At 42.6% G+C, this 16,767-nt stretch carries 17 protein-coding genes and 1 riboswitch; of the genes, 3 read left to right on the top strand and 14 right to left on the bottom strand.

The genetic code is table 11. The features are described 5' to 3' along the window. Positions 1-148: 148 nt before the first annotated feature. The 8 genes from ACUUJN_RS04530 to desA form a co-directional block, all read right to left on the bottom strand. Complete coding sequence (locus ACUUJN_RS04530) at positions 149-790, bottom strand: deoxynucleoside kinase (protein WP_013308920.1); 642 nt, start codon at positions 788-790, stop codon at positions 149-151. After that, positions 790-1,410 carry a deoxynucleoside kinase gene (locus ACUUJN_RS04525; RefSeq protein ID WP_023987130.1) on the bottom strand — a complete coding sequence of 207 codons (621 nt, stop codon included), beginning with the start codon at positions 1,408-1,410 and terminating at the stop codon, positions 790-792. Before ACUUJN_RS04525 ends, ACUUJN_RS04530 begins: the two co-directional genes overlap by 1 nt. A gap of 146 nt (positions 1,411-1,556) precedes the next feature. Next, entirely contained in the window at positions 1,557-2,156 is a 600-nt protein-coding gene (locus ACUUJN_RS04520) for a response regulator transcription factor (RefSeq protein WP_013308918.1), read from the bottom strand. Beyond that, a complete protein-coding gene (locus tag ACUUJN_RS04515; protein ID WP_023987129.1) occupies positions 2,153-3,286 on the bottom strand; it encodes a sensor histidine kinase in 1,134 nt (377 codons plus the stop codon). Before ACUUJN_RS04515 ends, ACUUJN_RS04520 begins: the two co-directional genes overlap by 4 nt. A gap of 119 nt (positions 3,287-3,405) precedes the next feature. Then, positions 3,406-3,528: a hypothetical protein gene (locus tag ACUUJN_RS04510; protein ID WP_256026584.1), complete on the bottom strand. Its 123-nt coding sequence runs from the start codon at positions 3,526-3,528 to the stop codon at positions 3,406-3,408. Between the two features lie 3 nt (positions 3,529-3,531). After that, entirely contained in the window at positions 3,532-4,029 is a 498-nt protein-coding gene (locus tag ACUUJN_RS04505; protein ID WP_028542035.1) for a hypothetical protein, read from the bottom strand. Next, positions 4,007-4,552: a PadR family transcriptional regulator gene (locus ACUUJN_RS04500; RefSeq protein WP_341057975.1), complete on the bottom strand. Its 546-nt coding sequence runs from the start codon at positions 4,550-4,552 to the stop codon at positions 4,007-4,009. The genes ACUUJN_RS04505 and ACUUJN_RS04500 overlap by 23 nt, the downstream gene beginning before the upstream one ends. A 284-nt stretch (positions 4,553-4,836) precedes the next feature. Further along, complete coding sequence (gene desA, locus ACUUJN_RS04495; protein ID WP_076295785.1) at positions 4,837-5,898, bottom strand: Delta(5) desaturase DesA; 1,062 nt, start codon at positions 5,896-5,898, stop codon at positions 4,837-4,839. A gap of 213 nt (positions 5,899-6,111) precedes the next feature. Next, positions 6,112-6,196: riboswitch (ZMP/ZTP riboswitch) on the top strand. A 111-nt stretch (positions 6,197-6,307) separates the two neighbouring features. Between desA and ACUUJN_RS04490 the strand changes: the two genes are divergently transcribed. Both ACUUJN_RS04490 and ACUUJN_RS04485 read left to right on the top strand, forming a co-directional pair. After that, on the top strand, positions 6,308-7,174 hold the full coding sequence (locus ACUUJN_RS04490) for a bifunctional 5,10-methylenetetrahydrofolate dehydrogenase/5,10-methenyltetrahydrofolate cyclohydrolase (RefSeq protein WP_023987125.1): 867 nt from the start codon (positions 6,308-6,310) through the stop codon (positions 7,172-7,174). Then, positions 7,171-7,806 (top strand): cyclodeaminase/cyclohydrolase family protein, encoded by a 636-nt coding sequence (locus ACUUJN_RS04485; RefSeq protein WP_484669316.1) that lies wholly within the window; start codon positions 7,171-7,173, stop codon positions 7,804-7,806. The genes ACUUJN_RS04490 and ACUUJN_RS04485 overlap by 4 nt, the downstream gene beginning before the upstream one ends. Positions 7,807-8,025: 219 nt before the next feature. Here the strand turns inward: ACUUJN_RS04485 and ACUUJN_RS04480 are convergent, their stop codons facing one another. Together ACUUJN_RS04480 and ACUUJN_RS04475 are read right to left on the bottom strand one after the other, a co-directional pair. After that, positions 8,026-9,018: an ABC transporter substrate-binding protein gene (locus ACUUJN_RS04480; protein ID WP_081326333.1), complete on the bottom strand. Its 993-nt coding sequence runs from the start codon at positions 9,016-9,018 to the stop codon at positions 8,026-8,028. A gap of 192 nt (positions 9,019-9,210) precedes the next feature. Next, positions 9,211-9,603 carry a winged helix-turn-helix transcriptional regulator gene (locus tag ACUUJN_RS04475; RefSeq protein WP_068938572.1) on the bottom strand — a complete coding sequence of 131 codons (393 nt, stop codon included), beginning with the start codon at positions 9,601-9,603 and terminating at the stop codon, positions 9,211-9,213. 144 nt (positions 9,604-9,747) lie between these two features. Here ACUUJN_RS04475 and ACUUJN_RS04470 point away from each other — a divergent pair, with 144 nt between their 5' ends. Beyond that, positions 9,748-10,422: an NAD(P)H-dependent oxidoreductase gene (locus tag ACUUJN_RS04470; protein ID WP_484669315.1), complete on the top strand. Its 675-nt coding sequence runs from the start codon at positions 9,748-9,750 to the stop codon at positions 10,420-10,422. Between the two features lie 107 nt (positions 10,423-10,529). Here the strand turns inward: ACUUJN_RS04470 and ACUUJN_RS04465 are convergent, their stop codons facing one another. The 4 genes from ACUUJN_RS04465 to ACUUJN_RS04450 form a co-directional block, all read right to left on the bottom strand. Further along, positions 10,530-13,442: an S-layer homology domain-containing protein gene (locus tag ACUUJN_RS04465; protein WP_484669314.1), complete on the bottom strand. Its 2,913-nt coding sequence runs from the start codon at positions 13,440-13,442 to the stop codon at positions 10,530-10,532. Positions 13,443-13,823: 381 nt separating this feature from the next. After that, a complete protein-coding gene (locus ACUUJN_RS04460; RefSeq protein ID WP_053324685.1) occupies positions 13,824-14,546 on the bottom strand; it encodes a hypothetical protein in 723 nt (240 codons plus the stop codon). A gap of 299 nt (positions 14,547-14,845) precedes the next feature. Continuing rightward, positions 14,846-15,787: a hypothetical protein gene (locus tag ACUUJN_RS04455; protein ID WP_484669313.1), complete on the bottom strand. Its 942-nt coding sequence runs from the start codon at positions 15,785-15,787 to the stop codon at positions 14,846-14,848. A gap of 389 nt (positions 15,788-16,176) precedes the next feature. Then, complete coding sequence (locus tag ACUUJN_RS04450; protein WP_023987117.1) at positions 16,177-16,593, bottom strand: MerR family transcriptional regulator; 417 nt, start codon at positions 16,591-16,593, stop codon at positions 16,177-16,179. Positions 16,594-16,767 lie beyond the last annotated feature (174 nt).

The following is a 16,767-nucleotide window of genomic DNA, read 5'->3' as shown; positions in this document are numbered from 1 at the left end:
TCTCGCATTCCAGCCTAAACTTGTCCACTATACCGTTAGTCATATCTCATGCTTTAACATGTTCATTCGACAAAAAAAGACTGTAGTCTATCAGCATAATTTATACTGATTGTACCACAGTCCCTGTTATTTATTTGGGGTTATATCTCTATTTTTTTGATATTACTTTTCCTACTTCTTCCAAAATGGCATCCATGGAAGCTGGGTCGTGTACATCATATTCATCAATGTTCAGACGCAGTACAGGACAGGCATCAAATTCGTTGATCCAATTGGAATATCTGCGATGCATTTGCTCCCAATAAGAACGCTCGGTCTGGATCTCCATCTCGCGACCGCGCTCCTCAATCCGACTCAGTATGGAGGGCAAGCTGCCTTCCAAATAGATCAACACATCAGGGTGCGGGAAAAACGGTGTCATCACCATCGCCTCAAACAGGCTAGTATACGTTTCATAATCGGTAGGGTTCATCGTTCCCTGATCGGCATGCATTTTCGCAAAAATGCCTGTGTCCTCATAAATAGAACGATCCTGCACAAAACCTCCACCAGACAAGAAAATATTCTTTTGTTCCTTGAAGCGTTCCGCGAGAAAATAAATTTGCAAATGAAAGCTCCATCTTTCGAAATCGTGATAAAATTTCTCCAGATAGGGATTATGATCGACCTGCTCCAAAGAGGTTTTAAAACCAAGGCGTCCGGCCAAAGCACCAGTCAGCGTGGATTTACCTACACCCACTGTACCCGCTACCGTAATCAGGGCATTCGCAGGAATGTTGTAATTATTCACTATATAAGCTCCTTTACATCGGAAACAATTTGTTTAAATTGTGCCTGGTTTTCTACAAAATCAATTTCATTCCCGTTCACGGTCAATATACGAGGGGAAGGGGACTGTTCAGCGAGAAACTGAATGCCTTTATCATAATCTATTATTAATTGCTCCAGATAAGCGGGGTCCATCTCCTGTTCAAAAGAGCGTGCACGCTTGCGAATTCTCCCCAGCAAGGTATCCAAATCTGCTTTAATATAAATGATAATGTCTGGCTTAGGCATATCATCCGTGAGCAGATGATAGATTTGACGATATTTTTCGAGCTTCACACCCTTAAGCGTACGTTCAGCAAAAATCAAATTCTTGTAGATATGATAATCAGAAATAACGGGCTGAGCTTTCTCGATATATTGCAGACCAGTATCCTCCAGCTGCTTATACCGATTGCAGAGAAAGAACATTTCCAGCTGAAAACTCCACTCATCTATATTTTGATAAAATTTATCGAGAAATGGGTTCTCCTCGACAATCTCTTTGATTATCGGCAAATGTAGCTCGGTTGAAAGCATCGAAGCCAACGTCGTTTTACCTGCTCCGATTGGCCCTTCAACGGCTATAAATGGGGCTTGTTTCATGCAGTTCTGCTCCTCCTTGTACTCCAGTCCATCCTGTGGACAACTATCCTATTGTATCACAAGGTAGTACGCTAAAGGCATACCAAATCTATGGATAAAACAAAAAAAACAGAGCGCTACATTTTGCTTCATAGCGTCCCTGTTTCTCACTTAAACCAACCTTTTTCATTAAAACGTGTAATCGCCTCGATCCGGTTACTGACACCCAGCTTATCGAGAATGACTGAAATATAATTGCGCACCGTCCCTGTCGTTAAATACAGTTCACCAGCAATCTCTTTTGTATTCTTTCCGTCAGCAATAAGCGCCAAAACGGTCTTTTCACGCTCTGTTAGCGGGTTGACTTCGGCATAAGCATCATCGACCAGTTCTGGAGCGTAAATACGTCGACCTGCCATAATACTTCGAATGGAGGAAGCCAGCTCTTCACTGGGACTGTCCTTGAGCAGATAACCGTGTGTCCCCGCCTTGATCGCTCGTTCAAAATACCCGGGGCGAGCAAACGTAGTTAAAATCAGTACCTTGCAGTTCAAGGCTTTGAGTTCCTCAGCCGCATCCAATCCGCTCTTAATCGGCATTTCGATGTCCATAATGCATATATCCGGCTGGTGCAGCTTCACCAGTTCTATAGCTTCTTCCCCGTTGCTTGCTTTTCCGACTACTTTCATGTCCTCTTCCAAGTCTAGCAGGGAGGCTAGAGCACCCAGCAGCATACGCTGGTCTTCTGCAATAACAATTCGAATCATGGCCCCACCTCCTCATTCGGCTTTTCAGGGATATTGGGCACTTTAATGACCAAGGTCGTTCCCTGATCTGAGCGCAGCTCCATACATCCGTTCACGAATTCGAGCCTTTCCTTCATTCCTTGCAGGCCATTTCCACGAAGGGTTCCATTTTCTCTCGTAGCACCGACTCCATTATCCTGAATCCGAAGAGTTAGTTCCTTACGAGACGGCTCAATAGTGATGGAGCAAGCGGTGGCTCCACTGTGCTTAACCACATTTGTCACTGCTTCCTTCATACACATACTAAGTACATTTTCATTCATTAATGATGTATGCTCCAGCTTCGGGTCGCCCTCCAAGGTCAATTCAATGTGAGCAGCCTTTAAGATCTGCCGAATACGTAACAGCTCATCCTCTAGTCGCATACCTCGCATTTGAGTAACCATTTCCCGCACCTCTTTTAACGCGCTTCTCGCCGTGAGACGAACATCGTTAATTTCAGCATGAGCACGCTCCGGGTACTGATCCATCAGTTTGCCCGCCAAATCGCTCTTCAGCCCGATGAGTGACAGCTTCTGACCTAAGGTATCGTGCAGGTCGCGCGCAATTCTTTGCCGTTCCTCCAGCTTAATCAATTCCGATATTTTCTTATTGGCATCCTCTAATTGGACTTGGAGCCGATCGCTTTTGTTGCGATTAAAATTCGTAATCGGAAGGAGAATCACACCGATCAGATTGAGCAGGATAAAAGGAATCTGTTTAATAAAAACGGGATTCTGAGATACAAAACCGTAATTGATCAATCCAATCGTAATAACCATTAAAATGATATACAGCGTCGTAAATGCCGCCTTACTTTTAATATTACCGATCAGATAGGCGATAAATATGGAAAAATACATATAGCTAAACAGCAGTGTCATGGTAATCGATATGGCAATCTGTACACTGGTCCAAAAGTATATGAGCCAGCCTTTTGAGACAAAAGCCAGTACATAACATGCAAAGAATACCAAAATAATAGCAGTACCCAGAATAATATGACTTGTAGATGAAGAGCTAAAGTAGTAAAAGGGCAGGATATAAAAGACGACCCACACATAAGGACTAAGCCCTGTATTTCTTTGGAAAATCTGATACCACTTTTGCATTCTGCCACCCTCTTCTACTTCACATGACTTATATCCCTTATCTTATCATACCACTGTTTCGTCTGCTCGAAAGCACCAAAGGTAAAGCCTTTCCTGTGAACCGCAAATGAACACTTTGATTAGAAGCCGTCCATTTTGCGGGAACTGATCTCAAACTTAAGCCATTCGCTGTACACTCCACCCACTGCACCAGATCGTGCTTTGAAATGGGACTGGTCTATATTTCTGATCAGCTCGTTCATGAATTATACATACCTAACGTTATTAAATTTCTTTTCTATATCTTTAGCAAATTTTCCGCCCTCATCGGCTAAATGTTTTCTCATAAAGAATCCACCAAAACCATTTATCCATGCTGCAAAAGCCAGTAGCCGAGATGGAAAGTCCGCTCCAATCGTACAACTAAATTCGCAAGAGTTGTTATCAACAGGCGTGATCTTCATTTCCCATGGAACTCCAACGATGGCGGGTATCCATCGCCATATATATGCTTCTGTCTTGTCAGAGTAGAAACGCAAATGATCCTTTGTGTGCTCTTTTAATTGATAGTGCTGAACAATCATCTCATTCCCCATATTTTCCACATTAACCATATAGAATTCACCATCTTCAAAATAACTGCCCATTGCCTTGTGAGCTTTTGAAAATGATTCATATTCAGCTGGAGTCATCTCAGTTACCCATTTGTACAAATCCACATTTTTAGCTGCAATCTGCAATTTAAATTTCTTTGTCATTCTCATCTTCATTATCCTTCTTTCCTGTAATTTTTCTTGTGAGTTCATCGTGCCAATTCATAATCATTTGAAAATATTCTTTGCCAAACATCAACGTCGCGTGCTCATATACGCCCATCTCATGAACGTGCTTCTCTTCTATCAAGGCAAGCTTGTTATATTCACTGGCGACAGTAGTTTGAAAGCTGGCAATCAAACGAACAACCTCAATGTCGTCAAGATATTTATAGAAGAAAAGCTTACTCAAATACTCATAATTAAAAGGGGAAAAAGTACATGGTGTTTTTAACCATTCTATAAATTCACTCTTCCCTTTTTCCGTAATACCATATGATTTTTTGAATCTGCCTTCCTCTACCACTTCTTCATACTTGATAAGCTCCCCCTTTTCCATTTTTTTCAGCATAGGATATATGCTTCCGAAGCTGGCATCAATAAAGTTGGAAGTGCTTATCGTCATCTTCTGCTTGATTTCATATCCTGTCATATCCTTTTCGCAGAGGAACCCAAGTATTACATAAATCAACATAAAATCTATTCCTTCTTTCCTGGCATAGTGAATTATCCTTCTGAAATCAAAGGGAACTTATCTCTGTTTACATGTAGCTAATTTATATACAATCGATATATATCGTTTCGATATATAGAATGTAAAGGTTGACGATCGATTTGTCAATAGCGCTTGCTAAAACAAAGAATGAAAGTACTGCATTTTCAATATAAACAAAAAAATCTAAAAGGATGTTATCCCTTTAGATTTCTCAAAGTAAACTGCAATTTTTCAACATCTCTTCAGAAAAGTTTTGTACAAAGTTATTTTCTTTCTGTGCTTACAACAGGTGTAGGGATGGGTTTCGTAACTGCAACACGTTTGCTGAGGAGCGGCCTCACTTGTTTAAAGGTCAAAAAGGTTTTCGTATTTTCATCCCAAAGTCGGAACTTCAAAGATTGCAGACTGCTACTTACTGTGATCGTGGTCGCCTTTTGAAGTAACGGTGTCGCTTCATGTGCTTTCTCCAAATTGTAATTTGGCACTTTAGGACTCAAGTGATGAACGTGATGAAATCCGATATTGCCCGTAATCCATTGCAATACTTTAGGAAGCTTGTAGTAAGAACTGCCTTCTACGGCCGCATTAATATAGCTCCACTCTTCATCGTGCTCAAAATACGAATCCTCAAATTGGTGTTGTACATAGAACAGCCAGATTCCCAACATACCAGATACAAAAAAGATAGGTGCCTGTACCAGAAGGAAGGCCTGCCATCCAATAGCCCATGACAACAGTGCGTACAATACAACGATGGATATATTCGTCACATAGGTGTTCATTTTTTCCTTGCGTTTGGCTGTCTTGATATTAAACCGATAGGAAATCAAAAAAGTATAGATCGGACCTAGTCCAAACATAACCCAAGGATTTCGATATATGCGATAGGCCAGCCGTGTCCATGTGGAAGCCTCTGTGTACTCTTCTACCGTAAGCACCCACATGTCACCTGTGCCTCTTTTATCCAGATTACTGCTGGTTGCATGGTGGATTGCGTGACTATTTTTCCATTGGTGATAAGGACAGAGCGTAATAATACCTGTAATCGTTCCCACAATGTCGTTCAGCTTGCGGCTTTTGAAGAAGGATTGATGACCACAATCATGAAAAATAATAAATGTCCGTACCACAAACCCCGATGCAACAATGGCAATTGGAAGTGTCAGCCAGTACGAAACCGACAGACTAAGATAAGCAGCATACCACAATAGGATCAGTGGACCCAAGGTATTGATGAGTTGCAGAACGCTGGATTTTGTGTTTATTTTCTCGTAGGGAGCCATATTTTTTTTCAATTGGGCTAATGGGAGTTGTGTCATACTCATTATGATCCTCCTTTAAAATGACGCCTATACCTTGATCCTGTTAGGCGTACATGTTGATCTAATCTCAGTATAAGGTAAAGCCTCTAGGCGCTGTAGTCATAAACGTCAGCTCGGGTATATGACATTTGTCATATAGACAAGTAACACAACCCGTTTTCCAAATGTTCGCGGGTTTCTTTTCTGATGATTATTTGTTAAAATATAAGGTATAATAACGCTGTATGTGACTGGCGAAGTCAGTGGAATGAACCACGAGGGAGCATACAAAAAAAGCGTACCGTTCGCCTGGGAGAAGTATTTGCAGAGGATTCGTCTGTCTTGACGACCTTGTGCAAATACTTTTTTTTCGTTTTAAGACCATGACACCCTGTTGATAAATCATGCGATAAATTCAGAGGAGGCACGGACTATGGCTATAATCATGAAATCCAAAGAAGCAGCTGAGCAAGTATATGCAACGATCCGTTCACAGGTAGAAAAAATGAAGCAGCAAGGACACCGTCCCCATCTGGCGACCCTATTGGTAGAAGGCGATCCGGCATCTGCATACTATGCACGGACCAAGCAAAAAATAGCGGAGAAGCTGGGAATCTCATTTCATCTCCATACTTTTGACCGTCATGTTAGCGAAGCCGAGCTACTGCACCTGATCGGCAGTCTGAACGATGCATCCCATGTACATGGCATTATGCTGGAACTGCCGCTTCCCCAACATCTTTCTGCCTCCGTTATTAAACAATCCATCGCCCCCTACAAGGATATTGATGGAATAACACCTGATAACAAGCTGGCTACCGTAACAGGTGACGCCGGACTATATCCCGCAACACCTCAAGCCTGTATCGAGCTGCTCAAGCATTACGGTCACACCTTGGCAGGCAAAAATGTCACGCTCGTGGGCATCGGGCAGACAGTGGGACTTCCCCTTTTCCACATGTTGCAAAGAGAAAATGCCACCGTTACCGCCTGTCATGCAGGTACGCGTGATATTGCAGAGCATCTGAGCCATGCAGACATTGCCTTCGTCGCAGTCGGATGCCCTGATGTGATTACGCAGGATATGGTCCATCCCGGTCTGATTCTCGTGGATGCAGGAATTAACGAGACACTGGAAGGAAAAATCGTGGGTGACGCTGCTTCAAACGTGGGTGAAAAGGTACATGCCATTTCTCCGGTTCCCGGCGGTGTTGGCACCTTAACGACTGCGATTTTGTACAAAAATCTGCTCAAAGCGATACATCTGCAACACTACTCCAGAGAGGTGGTCTATTCATGAGTGAACTGTCGTGGAACAATTCCATCGGACATTTTCTGAAAGAGGCTGCAAGTGCAGCGCCTACCCCCGGCGGAGGAAGTGTATCCGCATTGGCTGCGGCACTAGGCGCGGCTATGACCTCCATGACCGCCAACCTTTCACAAGGAGAAAAATATGCGCACATCCATGAACAAATCACGGATGTCATTAGTAGCATGGAAAGATTGTCTACACATTGTGAGGAACTAATGGTCGCAGACATCCAATCCTTTGAACAGTACATGACCGCGCTGCGTTTGCCCAAGGAAACAGACGAAGAAAAGCGCTATCGTACCCATTCCCTACAGACAGCGGTGATCGCTGCCATTGAGGTACCCATGCGCCTGCTGGAAGTATGCCGGGACGGATTGTCGCAAGCCTACAACATTGTGGAAATGTCCAATAAAAATGTGATTTCAGATCTTGGCATCGGCGCGATCCTGTTCGAAGCAGCAGCTCAATCTGCCCTGCTTACCATCGACATTAACCTTGCTTCGCTGAAAGACTTGGATGTCAAATACTCCTATGAGACCAAGACAGCCGCACTCATCCGTGAAATCGGACAAATCAAAGAACAAACCTTGTTGATGGTACGCAGTCGAATAGCGAATTAGTCTGCTCATAACCGTGTTTAACCTGTTCTAAAACATTTCTTCAAAAAAATAACTGATTGGATACAAAAAGAAGATACTATCGAAATTACGACGAAATAGTAAATAAAAAACCAGTCCAAACATGATTCATGTTGGACTGGTTTTTATTGCTAGATACTGCGTGTATTATGCGATCTCTTAGTCGTTTTGGGCAATTCATTACAACGCAGAATCTCACACCTATTGTTTAGCTTTATTCTCTTTTTCTCTTTCGACCAGCATATCTACGATCATATCAATTTGCCCGGTAATAGCGATTGGATCATAGCGATAATACGTATCAAAATCGTTAAAGAACACTCTATTGTTCTTCACCGCAGGAAGATTCCCCCACACAGCGGACGACTTTAGTTGCTTGAGCGCGTCACCCTTTTTCTCGGGGTCATACGTAGTCAGGAACATATAATCTGCGTCATACTGTGGCAATACCTCCATCGAAAGCTGCACCGTTTGTTCCTTGGAGTTCACTGTTTTCTTTGGCATGTTCAGTTTAAGCGCATTGTATACAGCTTGGCCGCCGCGACCCGCATTGTCGCCAAAGATCCAAAGTGCGTGCTTGTCCGTCAGCTCATACAAACCGAAAGTTGCCTTTTCGTCAATCACACCTTTAAGACGTGCGCGACCTTCAGCGGCCTTTTTATCAAATGCAGCAATAAATTGCTCAGCCTTCTCCTTTTCCCCGGTGATATCGCCGAACAGCTTGACCGTGTCATAGATATTAGTCGTCGTGCCGTACGGAATGTACAGGGTAGGTGCGATTTTAGACAAAGCCTCATAATTCGTATCCTTCATAACCACGATCAGATCAGGTTTGAGTTCCAGCGTCTTTTCCAAATTGGTCGGATCACCCACCTCTTTGGTTCTTTTTTCCTTCAGCAAATCGGTCAGAAAAGGATTTTGAAACGCAGTCGGCTCTACACCCACCACGTTAGCACCCACGGACAGCAATTCTCCGCCGTAAAAATCCGTTACAATACGCTGGGGCTTAGCAGGAATTTGAATATCCCCCTTAACCGTTTTAAAGCTTCTAGTCTCTCCAGTAGTAGCCGACTCTTGCTTATCTCCTGAAGATGAAGCCGGATTACTTCCATTATTATTTCCGCCGCAAGCGCTGATGAGTACAGACAATACAAGTAACATAGCTGTCATCATAAAATACGATTTTCTTTTCAACTGATTAGCCCCCTATATATTGTGAAGATGATCTTCCCGATACACATGATAATGATTATCAATATCGTAAGAAATATATCAAGCGTCGTCCTTACTGTCAACTGAAAAACGAACTTTGCATCATTTCACTTTAAAAATGAAAAGACCTGCCAAAATGATGGCCAGGTCTTCTTTGTGGAGCCGTCTCAAAACCTACACATTGGGGCTAGGTTGCTGAAGGCTGCTTTCTGGTGATCGCTGTTTTGTTTTATATTCTTCTCCCCAATCCTTCATCAGGTTAATAATCGGGATGAGCGTTTTTCCGAATTCGGTGAGAGAGTATTCGACCTTAGGAGGAACCTGTTGGTAGACTTCACGGTGAACGACTCCGTCCTCTTCCAGCTCACGCAATTGGAGTGTCAGCATACGCTGAGTAATTCCCGGACAGATCCGCCGAAAATCACTAAATCGCTTAGTCCCATACATGAGATGATATAAAATAATCCCTTTCCATTTGCCCCCAATCACGTCCAGCGTGAACTCAACTGGACACGCCTGATCATTTCCAGCGGTACATTCCCCAAAGCCGCCTTTCCGATTACGCATAGGCTTTTCTCCTCCTTAGTATCATTTTATATACTACAGCACATTAATGTGCGTACTTCAAAAACGGTCATGTATATTCTAATATTAAGCATGTCACTTGGTAAGCGTCAATTTTAATCAACATCCATAAGGAGTGGAATAACGATGGAAACCTTAACTACTACTAAAGATCAAATCTTATCTGCATACGAGTTCAGACATGCAACGAAGGAATTTGATAGCCATAAGAAAATTAGCGATTCTGACTTCGATTTTATTCTTGAAACAGGCCGTTTATCCCCGAGTTCGTTTGGCTTTGAACCCTGGAAATTTGTTGTCGTTCAGAGTAACGCTATGCGTGAGAAGCTGCTGCCTTACTCTTGGGGGGCCCAAAAACAACTGCCAACAGCCAGCCATTTTGTACTCATCCTCTCTAGACTTCCTGAAGATATGGTAGCCTCCTCCGATTATATCAAGAGTATGATGGAGAACGTGCAGCAATTACCCGCTGAAGTGATGCAAGGCAAAGAGAAAGTATATGATGCCTTCCTTAAATCAGATTTTGCGCTGGAGGAAAATAAAAGAGCCTTGTTCGAGTGGGGCTGCCGACAAACCTACATCGCACTGGGCAACATGATGACTGCCGCAGCTCAAATCGGCATTGATTCCTGCCCTATCGAAGGTTTTAATAAACAGGAAATCGAACGCATCCTCTCCGAGGAAGGCATTATGGATGCCGAGCATTTCGGTATTTCTTGTATGGTGGCATTTGGATACCGTCTCAACGAACCGCGTGGCAAAACTCGGCGATCTGTAGATCAGGTTATTGAATGGGTGTAAAACCTTTTTTCTAAAACAAAGGGGCGTCCCACAACCATTTCCATGGCTGTTGGGACACCCCCTTTTCATAAAACCTCAAGTCTTAAAAATTCTGTCATTCCAAACCCTTACTTATAAGTTACTTCTTCCGCGAAATAGATTTCCTTTAAACGATCCTTTACGCGCTGAATTTCATCTGCTGTTAACGGAGCTGTAGGATGCAGCTTAAAGTTCCTTCCAGTGACATAGCTTACATCTGTGTTCTTACCCAGATTGTAGGCCATCTTCGGAACCGGATTTCGGGTATAGTCAGTAAAGTCAATAATGGACCATGCCGCATCTCCATCCTCCTTGGATAAAATAATCCGCTGTGAGGCGTTTTCAGTCCACAAGTAACGCAGATTGGCTGGTGAATTATTGGAGTCCATAACCGCCTTAAAACCTGAGCCTCTAAACATGAGTGAAAACTCCGTATGATCATTACTCAATCCAGCTATCGATTCATAAATCTGTTTCAGCCCGTCCACGCCCACAATCTCAACCTCACGGTCAACAGGGAAGTGCTTCACAAAGTTTTCCCATATTTGAGACATGTTATGGTTTTTGGCAAGCCAGTTGACATCCAAAATAATGGACATGTAGTTTACTGTATTCAAACGTTGATACGGGTTATCTAAATATTGCTGTGCTATATACAGTTGTGGTGCCGCATCCGTTTCCGTCACATATGGATCACCTGGATGGAGAGTCCAGCGTGAAGAATCTTTGGTATAACGCGACCCGATGGGATCAATCGAAATCGAATTCATAAATACGATACCGCTATTATTTGTAAGCCCCTGTGCCGGAACAATCGGATTATCCTTATGGGACCAGTAAGGCATCAAAGGTGAACCCTCACCATACATGTTGTTCACATTATACTGTGTAGCCGACCACCCCATCGCTGAGGTAATCTTAAAATGATCCTTAAGCCATTGGGCCTGCTCAGGATTCACCGTAAAGCCGGTCAATGATTTAGGCAGATACTTCCGATATTGGTCTGTATCCATACTTTCAAACACCGAAGGTGATCCCAACGAACCAGATTGGTGCAGCTCATTGAGGGCATTATAACGATACATATACAACCACTCGTTCATCTGTGCTTCCCATTCAGGAAGATCAAACAGATTATTCGGATACCCATCCAAAATCCCGACTTCATCGCCATACTGATCCACGTATTCCAAAACCTTTTTAAGCTGCGGACGATTTGATTCCACAAAAATAAATCTATTTTCCATGGCCCACGTCACTTTTAAGTTGGTACCAAAGTGATCCATCAGCAATTGACGCGACTGCTCAATTTGCTCTACCGTGGTCGTACTGCCCGCATCTTTTCCCTGTAGCATCATGGAGATAGCAAAATATTGCTTTTTGCGTGCTCCTGGTACTACAGTTAACTCGGCATCGGATATGAAGTGAATTCCCTGAGAGGGTGATTCAACCTCAATCTTGAATGGAATGACAGAGTTCAATGCAGGAATCAGATGCAGGTTGGCAATATGTCCATCCTCGTCAAATATCCCTCTGGAATCCTCTATACGAAGCTTCAAGTCTGACGGCAATAGACCGGACGGTATGACCTCTCCCTTTGCATTTTGAAATACATAGGGCATGCTCCAGGCTGTAGGGTCTAGAGTAGTGGCCTGTGAAATGGTGTACGTCGCCAAGTATACGGACCTGATTACAGTCGGGTCCTCTACCGGAGGAGTCTTCCCTCTCACAATCAGCTTGGTCTGTGCTTTAAGTACCCGATAAGGTTTAGCAATGGTGACTTCCATCTCTACAGGAATATAACCATCAGCAGCAGGTATATTTTCGGAATGCGCAATTTTCCCATGTTCATCAAATACACCTAATGTATCACTAAATGTGTAGGTGACACTTGTGACGCTAACAGCGGGAATGCTTACCAAGTGCCCTTTATTGTAGAGATCAAAGGACAGCTGATACGAAGGATACGTTTCCGGTTGATTGACCAACTCGGGCGCCTTGATTACTACCTCATCCACCACGAAATCCGACGAATGATCCGGTGGTTCTGACGGAGTCACTGGCGGTATGATTGGTGGTATCACTGGCGGTGTCACTGGTGGTATCACCGGTGGTTTGGGACTAGGTTCTGGTCGTATAATTGGCGGTTCCGGCTTCGGCTCTGTTGGTGTTACCGGAGATACCGGTGGATCGGGTCTTGGACTATGGCTTTTAGGCTCTTCGATCTCCGGATTCGCACGCTGGTGACTGATTTCCGGCGCCAGGTCGACCACGATCTTCCTCGATTCCGTTGGACTGGCTGGCTGATTCGTCATTGCAGTTCCATTTCCTAATGATTCCAGCAAACGCTTAGCACGTTCTCTCAGACCGTCACCGCCTAGCCATATCCGATATGCTACCAGTGTAGCATCCTGCCGTCTCACAGACTCTTTGGGATGGAAATAATGATTCGTATCTCCCTCGATCAGCTCCAACCGTTCCATCAGCCATACGCTCGTTTGTGCATAGTCTGATATATCAGTCTGATCCACAAAACTAGATCTATCGGAAGCGCGGGTATCTTCAGGAACGCCGAAATACCTGGCATACCACACCGCCATATCCTGACGGGTCATATTATGCTTTGCACCGAATAACTGATCACTAATTCCCTTGGTAATGTTCTCTGCTTGCAAGGTCTGCACATAGGGTAGAGCCCACGGTGACACATCACTAAAAGAAGCAACGCTTTTGTTAACCGAAGTTCGTTTTAAGGTTTTAACGAAAATGCTCGCCCATTCCTGCCTCGAAATAAAATGCACAGGTCGAAAACTACCATCCTGATAACCCGTAACATACCCTTGAGCAGCCATGGCTTCAATTGCATCAGCTGCGTAGGAATGTTCGATATCGTTAAAGACCCTGTCTGCAAAAACAGGCACAGTATGTATACAGAACAACCAAACAGCCAGTAAAGCAGCGATGTACTGCCTAATTTGTTTTAACTTTTTTTCACATTTCATATTATTTGGATCCTTGCACCTCCTTTACGATATAGCATCAGGTCACTTCCACCTGCACTTCTGTTTCAACTCTGAAAATTATCTCTTTTGTTTTCAAACGGATTTCATTTCAATTAACACCAAACTGTATATACTTGAATTATCGGAATAATATCCCTAGGATTGAATAAAGACAGCAAAAAAAGTAGTTATAGATTACGGTTCCATCCGTAAAATTGTCATTATTTTAAAGGCATATATCCCGATCTTTTAAAATGGTTTTCATTGGGAATTAAATTTCCAGCATTTTTTCATTACTAAATTTTCTAATGCGAGCATCACAATAAAAAAGATAACATCATGTATAAAGCACCATACACAATGTTATCTCTTCTTTTGTTTTTATTGGCTATCTCCATCAGCTGTTGACTCTTTGTTGCCAGCACCCTTAAAAACATAATAATAACCTTCTGAAATCCCATCTTGCGGATAAGCTGCAGGATCTTCGCTGGTTACTTGACCTACAAGCTCCTGATTGTTAAACGTGTGAGGACCTTCCTCTATTAGCGCCTCAGCAGACATCCCACTGATAAGTCTTACGGTACTGGACCAGAATGTAACTAAATATATATCGTTAGCATTAAATTGAAAGCGTCCTTCACTGGGTGTCCCCTCATAAAACAGCTCAGACAAAGAAGCCGCTTCTGACCCTCTCATAAAAATTTGAATATCACTAGTTCCATTCCATCTATGAGGAATTCCGCCTCTGGGATTTATATACTCTACAACCTCAGGCTCTTGATCGCGAAGAAAATCAGTAACTGTAAATTTGTACACATCATCCGTTATACTCTCGGTTACAACTCCAGTTGTTTTCCCTGTTTTATAGCCACTGAAATCTCCATACACATTTGGGGTTTGACTTAAAGCTGCAAAAAACCTTTCCTGATCCATATATTCGACTCTTCCAGGTACCGCAGTCAATCTATATGTCTTGACCTCAGTGCCCTTGTACTTATCCCAAGTATATTCTGTAGCTGCATAAGATACTCCACTGTTCCAGCTCACAGATGCCACCATGAGAATACCTATCATCAATAATAATGGCCATTTTTTCAACACCATACCCTCAACCTCTTTCTCAAAGTACACTCAAATCATTATTAGCATTATAGCTTTTCAACAGTTCTATTAACAGTTAAATATTAGAAAAAAGTGTGGATGATTTTTGTCACCTATGAGCTACAAAATTTCCTTGAACAACTGGCAGCCCCTGTCCACTTTACTTTATGATGGATGGGTAGCAGAACATAATAAAGGCATTATGGAGAGAGAATACTGGGGTCTATAACGGCTTTCTTCCAAGCTAGGATTTTCGGAAATTTATACGTATTGGTATCAAGTTAAAACATGCATTGAATAAGCTATTTCCCTGTATTCTGCTGATCGGTTGCTGCTTTGAGACGTTTTTCCTTTTCCGTAGACACCATAATGTTTAACAGACCCATGAGATTATTTGTCTCATCTCTTGCTTTTCGATAGGCAGCAGTGAAGACTTTTTCATTCGCGGCAGGGTTTTTAATGTCACTTAGTTTCTTCCACTCGGGCTTAACGCGTTGATCGTACATATCGTACAAGCTGATGTCTGTAGGTGTCTGGGCAACAGGCATCATAGACTCAAATTTCGAGGCAACCTTAAAAAATCCCAGCGTATTTTGGACCGATGGACTAGAATAATCATGCGTCCTCATCGCTTCTTCTAAAATATGAAGTCCCTCGCGTGACAAATAAAGCATTTTGACGAGTCCTCTTTCTGTATTAGAGGTTTCCTCCCACTTCTTGTAGGATTTACCTGGAGCAACTCCCTCTGTAAAAAAATTATAAGCTTCATGAATAAATTCATCTGTATTCAGGTGGATGGGCTCTTCTGTATATAAATTCACGACAGAATCACTGTAATTTGCAATGTTTACCTGTTTCCCGGTTGGATCGGAAACCCGCCGAATCGGATGATCCTGTACTCGTACCAGCCCATAACGATCTGCAAAGGTAAGAAGCTGCTCCTGCGTCGTATTTAACCCTATTTGTCCTGCTGGCCGATCGGGCTTCGTTGCTTCTTTAGCCACGTCGGAATACGTCTTCCCATTACCTTTTGTAGCTTGGTCTGTAGTATTGCTCACAACACCATCCACACCAGCCTGTTCCGCATTGTCCACCTTGGCATTCTGTGTAGTCGTAGTCGTTGCCGTTGCTGCTCCAGTCGTAGATTCACCTTCAATTTGCTTCTTGGAGTCACCGCATGCAGTCAGCAAAGCAGCTAAACTTATTACAGCAGTCAACAAAATAATATACGCTTTTGCCTTCATTAGTACCTTCCTCATTTCCTTATGTATCATTCTTTATACCTTTGCGGTCTGATTGTAGCCTTCAATAATATGGAATTAATCTTATCAAAAATAAAAATGAGGGAATACTGGACCATACTCCTGATTATCTTCGATGATTCTATAGTAATTCGTTGTTTTCTGAACTAAAGTCGTGGCTCTCAACCTATATAATGGGCAAATTGCCCGTTGACTTTCGGAATACTTGATCCTCGGTACTACTCCTGCCTGTTCAAGTTACATTATAGTTGGTTCCTAGTTTTCTAAAGCAGATCGTGCTGTTTTAAATCAGTAGGTTGTGTAAATCGAATATTACAAACGAAAGCACCTGTAATTCATATAGAAATGGATGAATTACAGGTGCTTTTCTATTAGTTAGTAATGAGACTCCCTATTTTATTATTTTTATGAATATTTTCCGTTCCGGCTTCCAATGCAGTTTTGTAATATGAGCATTTATGTTCAATAACTTCCATTGTTTTTTTAAGTTCTTCCATTTGTGCTTCTACAGTAGCTTTTCGTTCCATAAACATGTCATATCTTTGTTGTAGTGTGGAATCCCCACCAGAACACCAATCAATGAAATTTTTAATTTCTTTGATCGGCATCCCGGTGGATTTTAGACATTCAATTATTTTTAAAGCGTCGATATCGGATTCTTTAAATAATCTTGTTCCGCTAGATGTCCGTTCTACAAAAGGCATAAGTCCCTCCTTGTCGTAGTAACGCAAAGCGTATGCTGTAAGATTCAATTCTTTTGCAACTTCGCTGATAGAATATGTCTTCATCATGTATCTCCTATTCTTAATGACATAGACTTCGAGTTAACTCTATGATATAAGGGGGATTCTATCAAGTTATTTGTAGAATGTCAAAGTCCCCTTATAGGAAAAGTAGAATCAGATGCTATCTAACGAAATATAATTAGCTGTAATGAACCTGAACCTGTACGAGCAGAAATT

This window comes from Paenibacillus sp. LRG-1, assembly GCF_057220305.1.
This window is presented reverse-complemented; position numbering and strand designations above follow the sequence as displayed.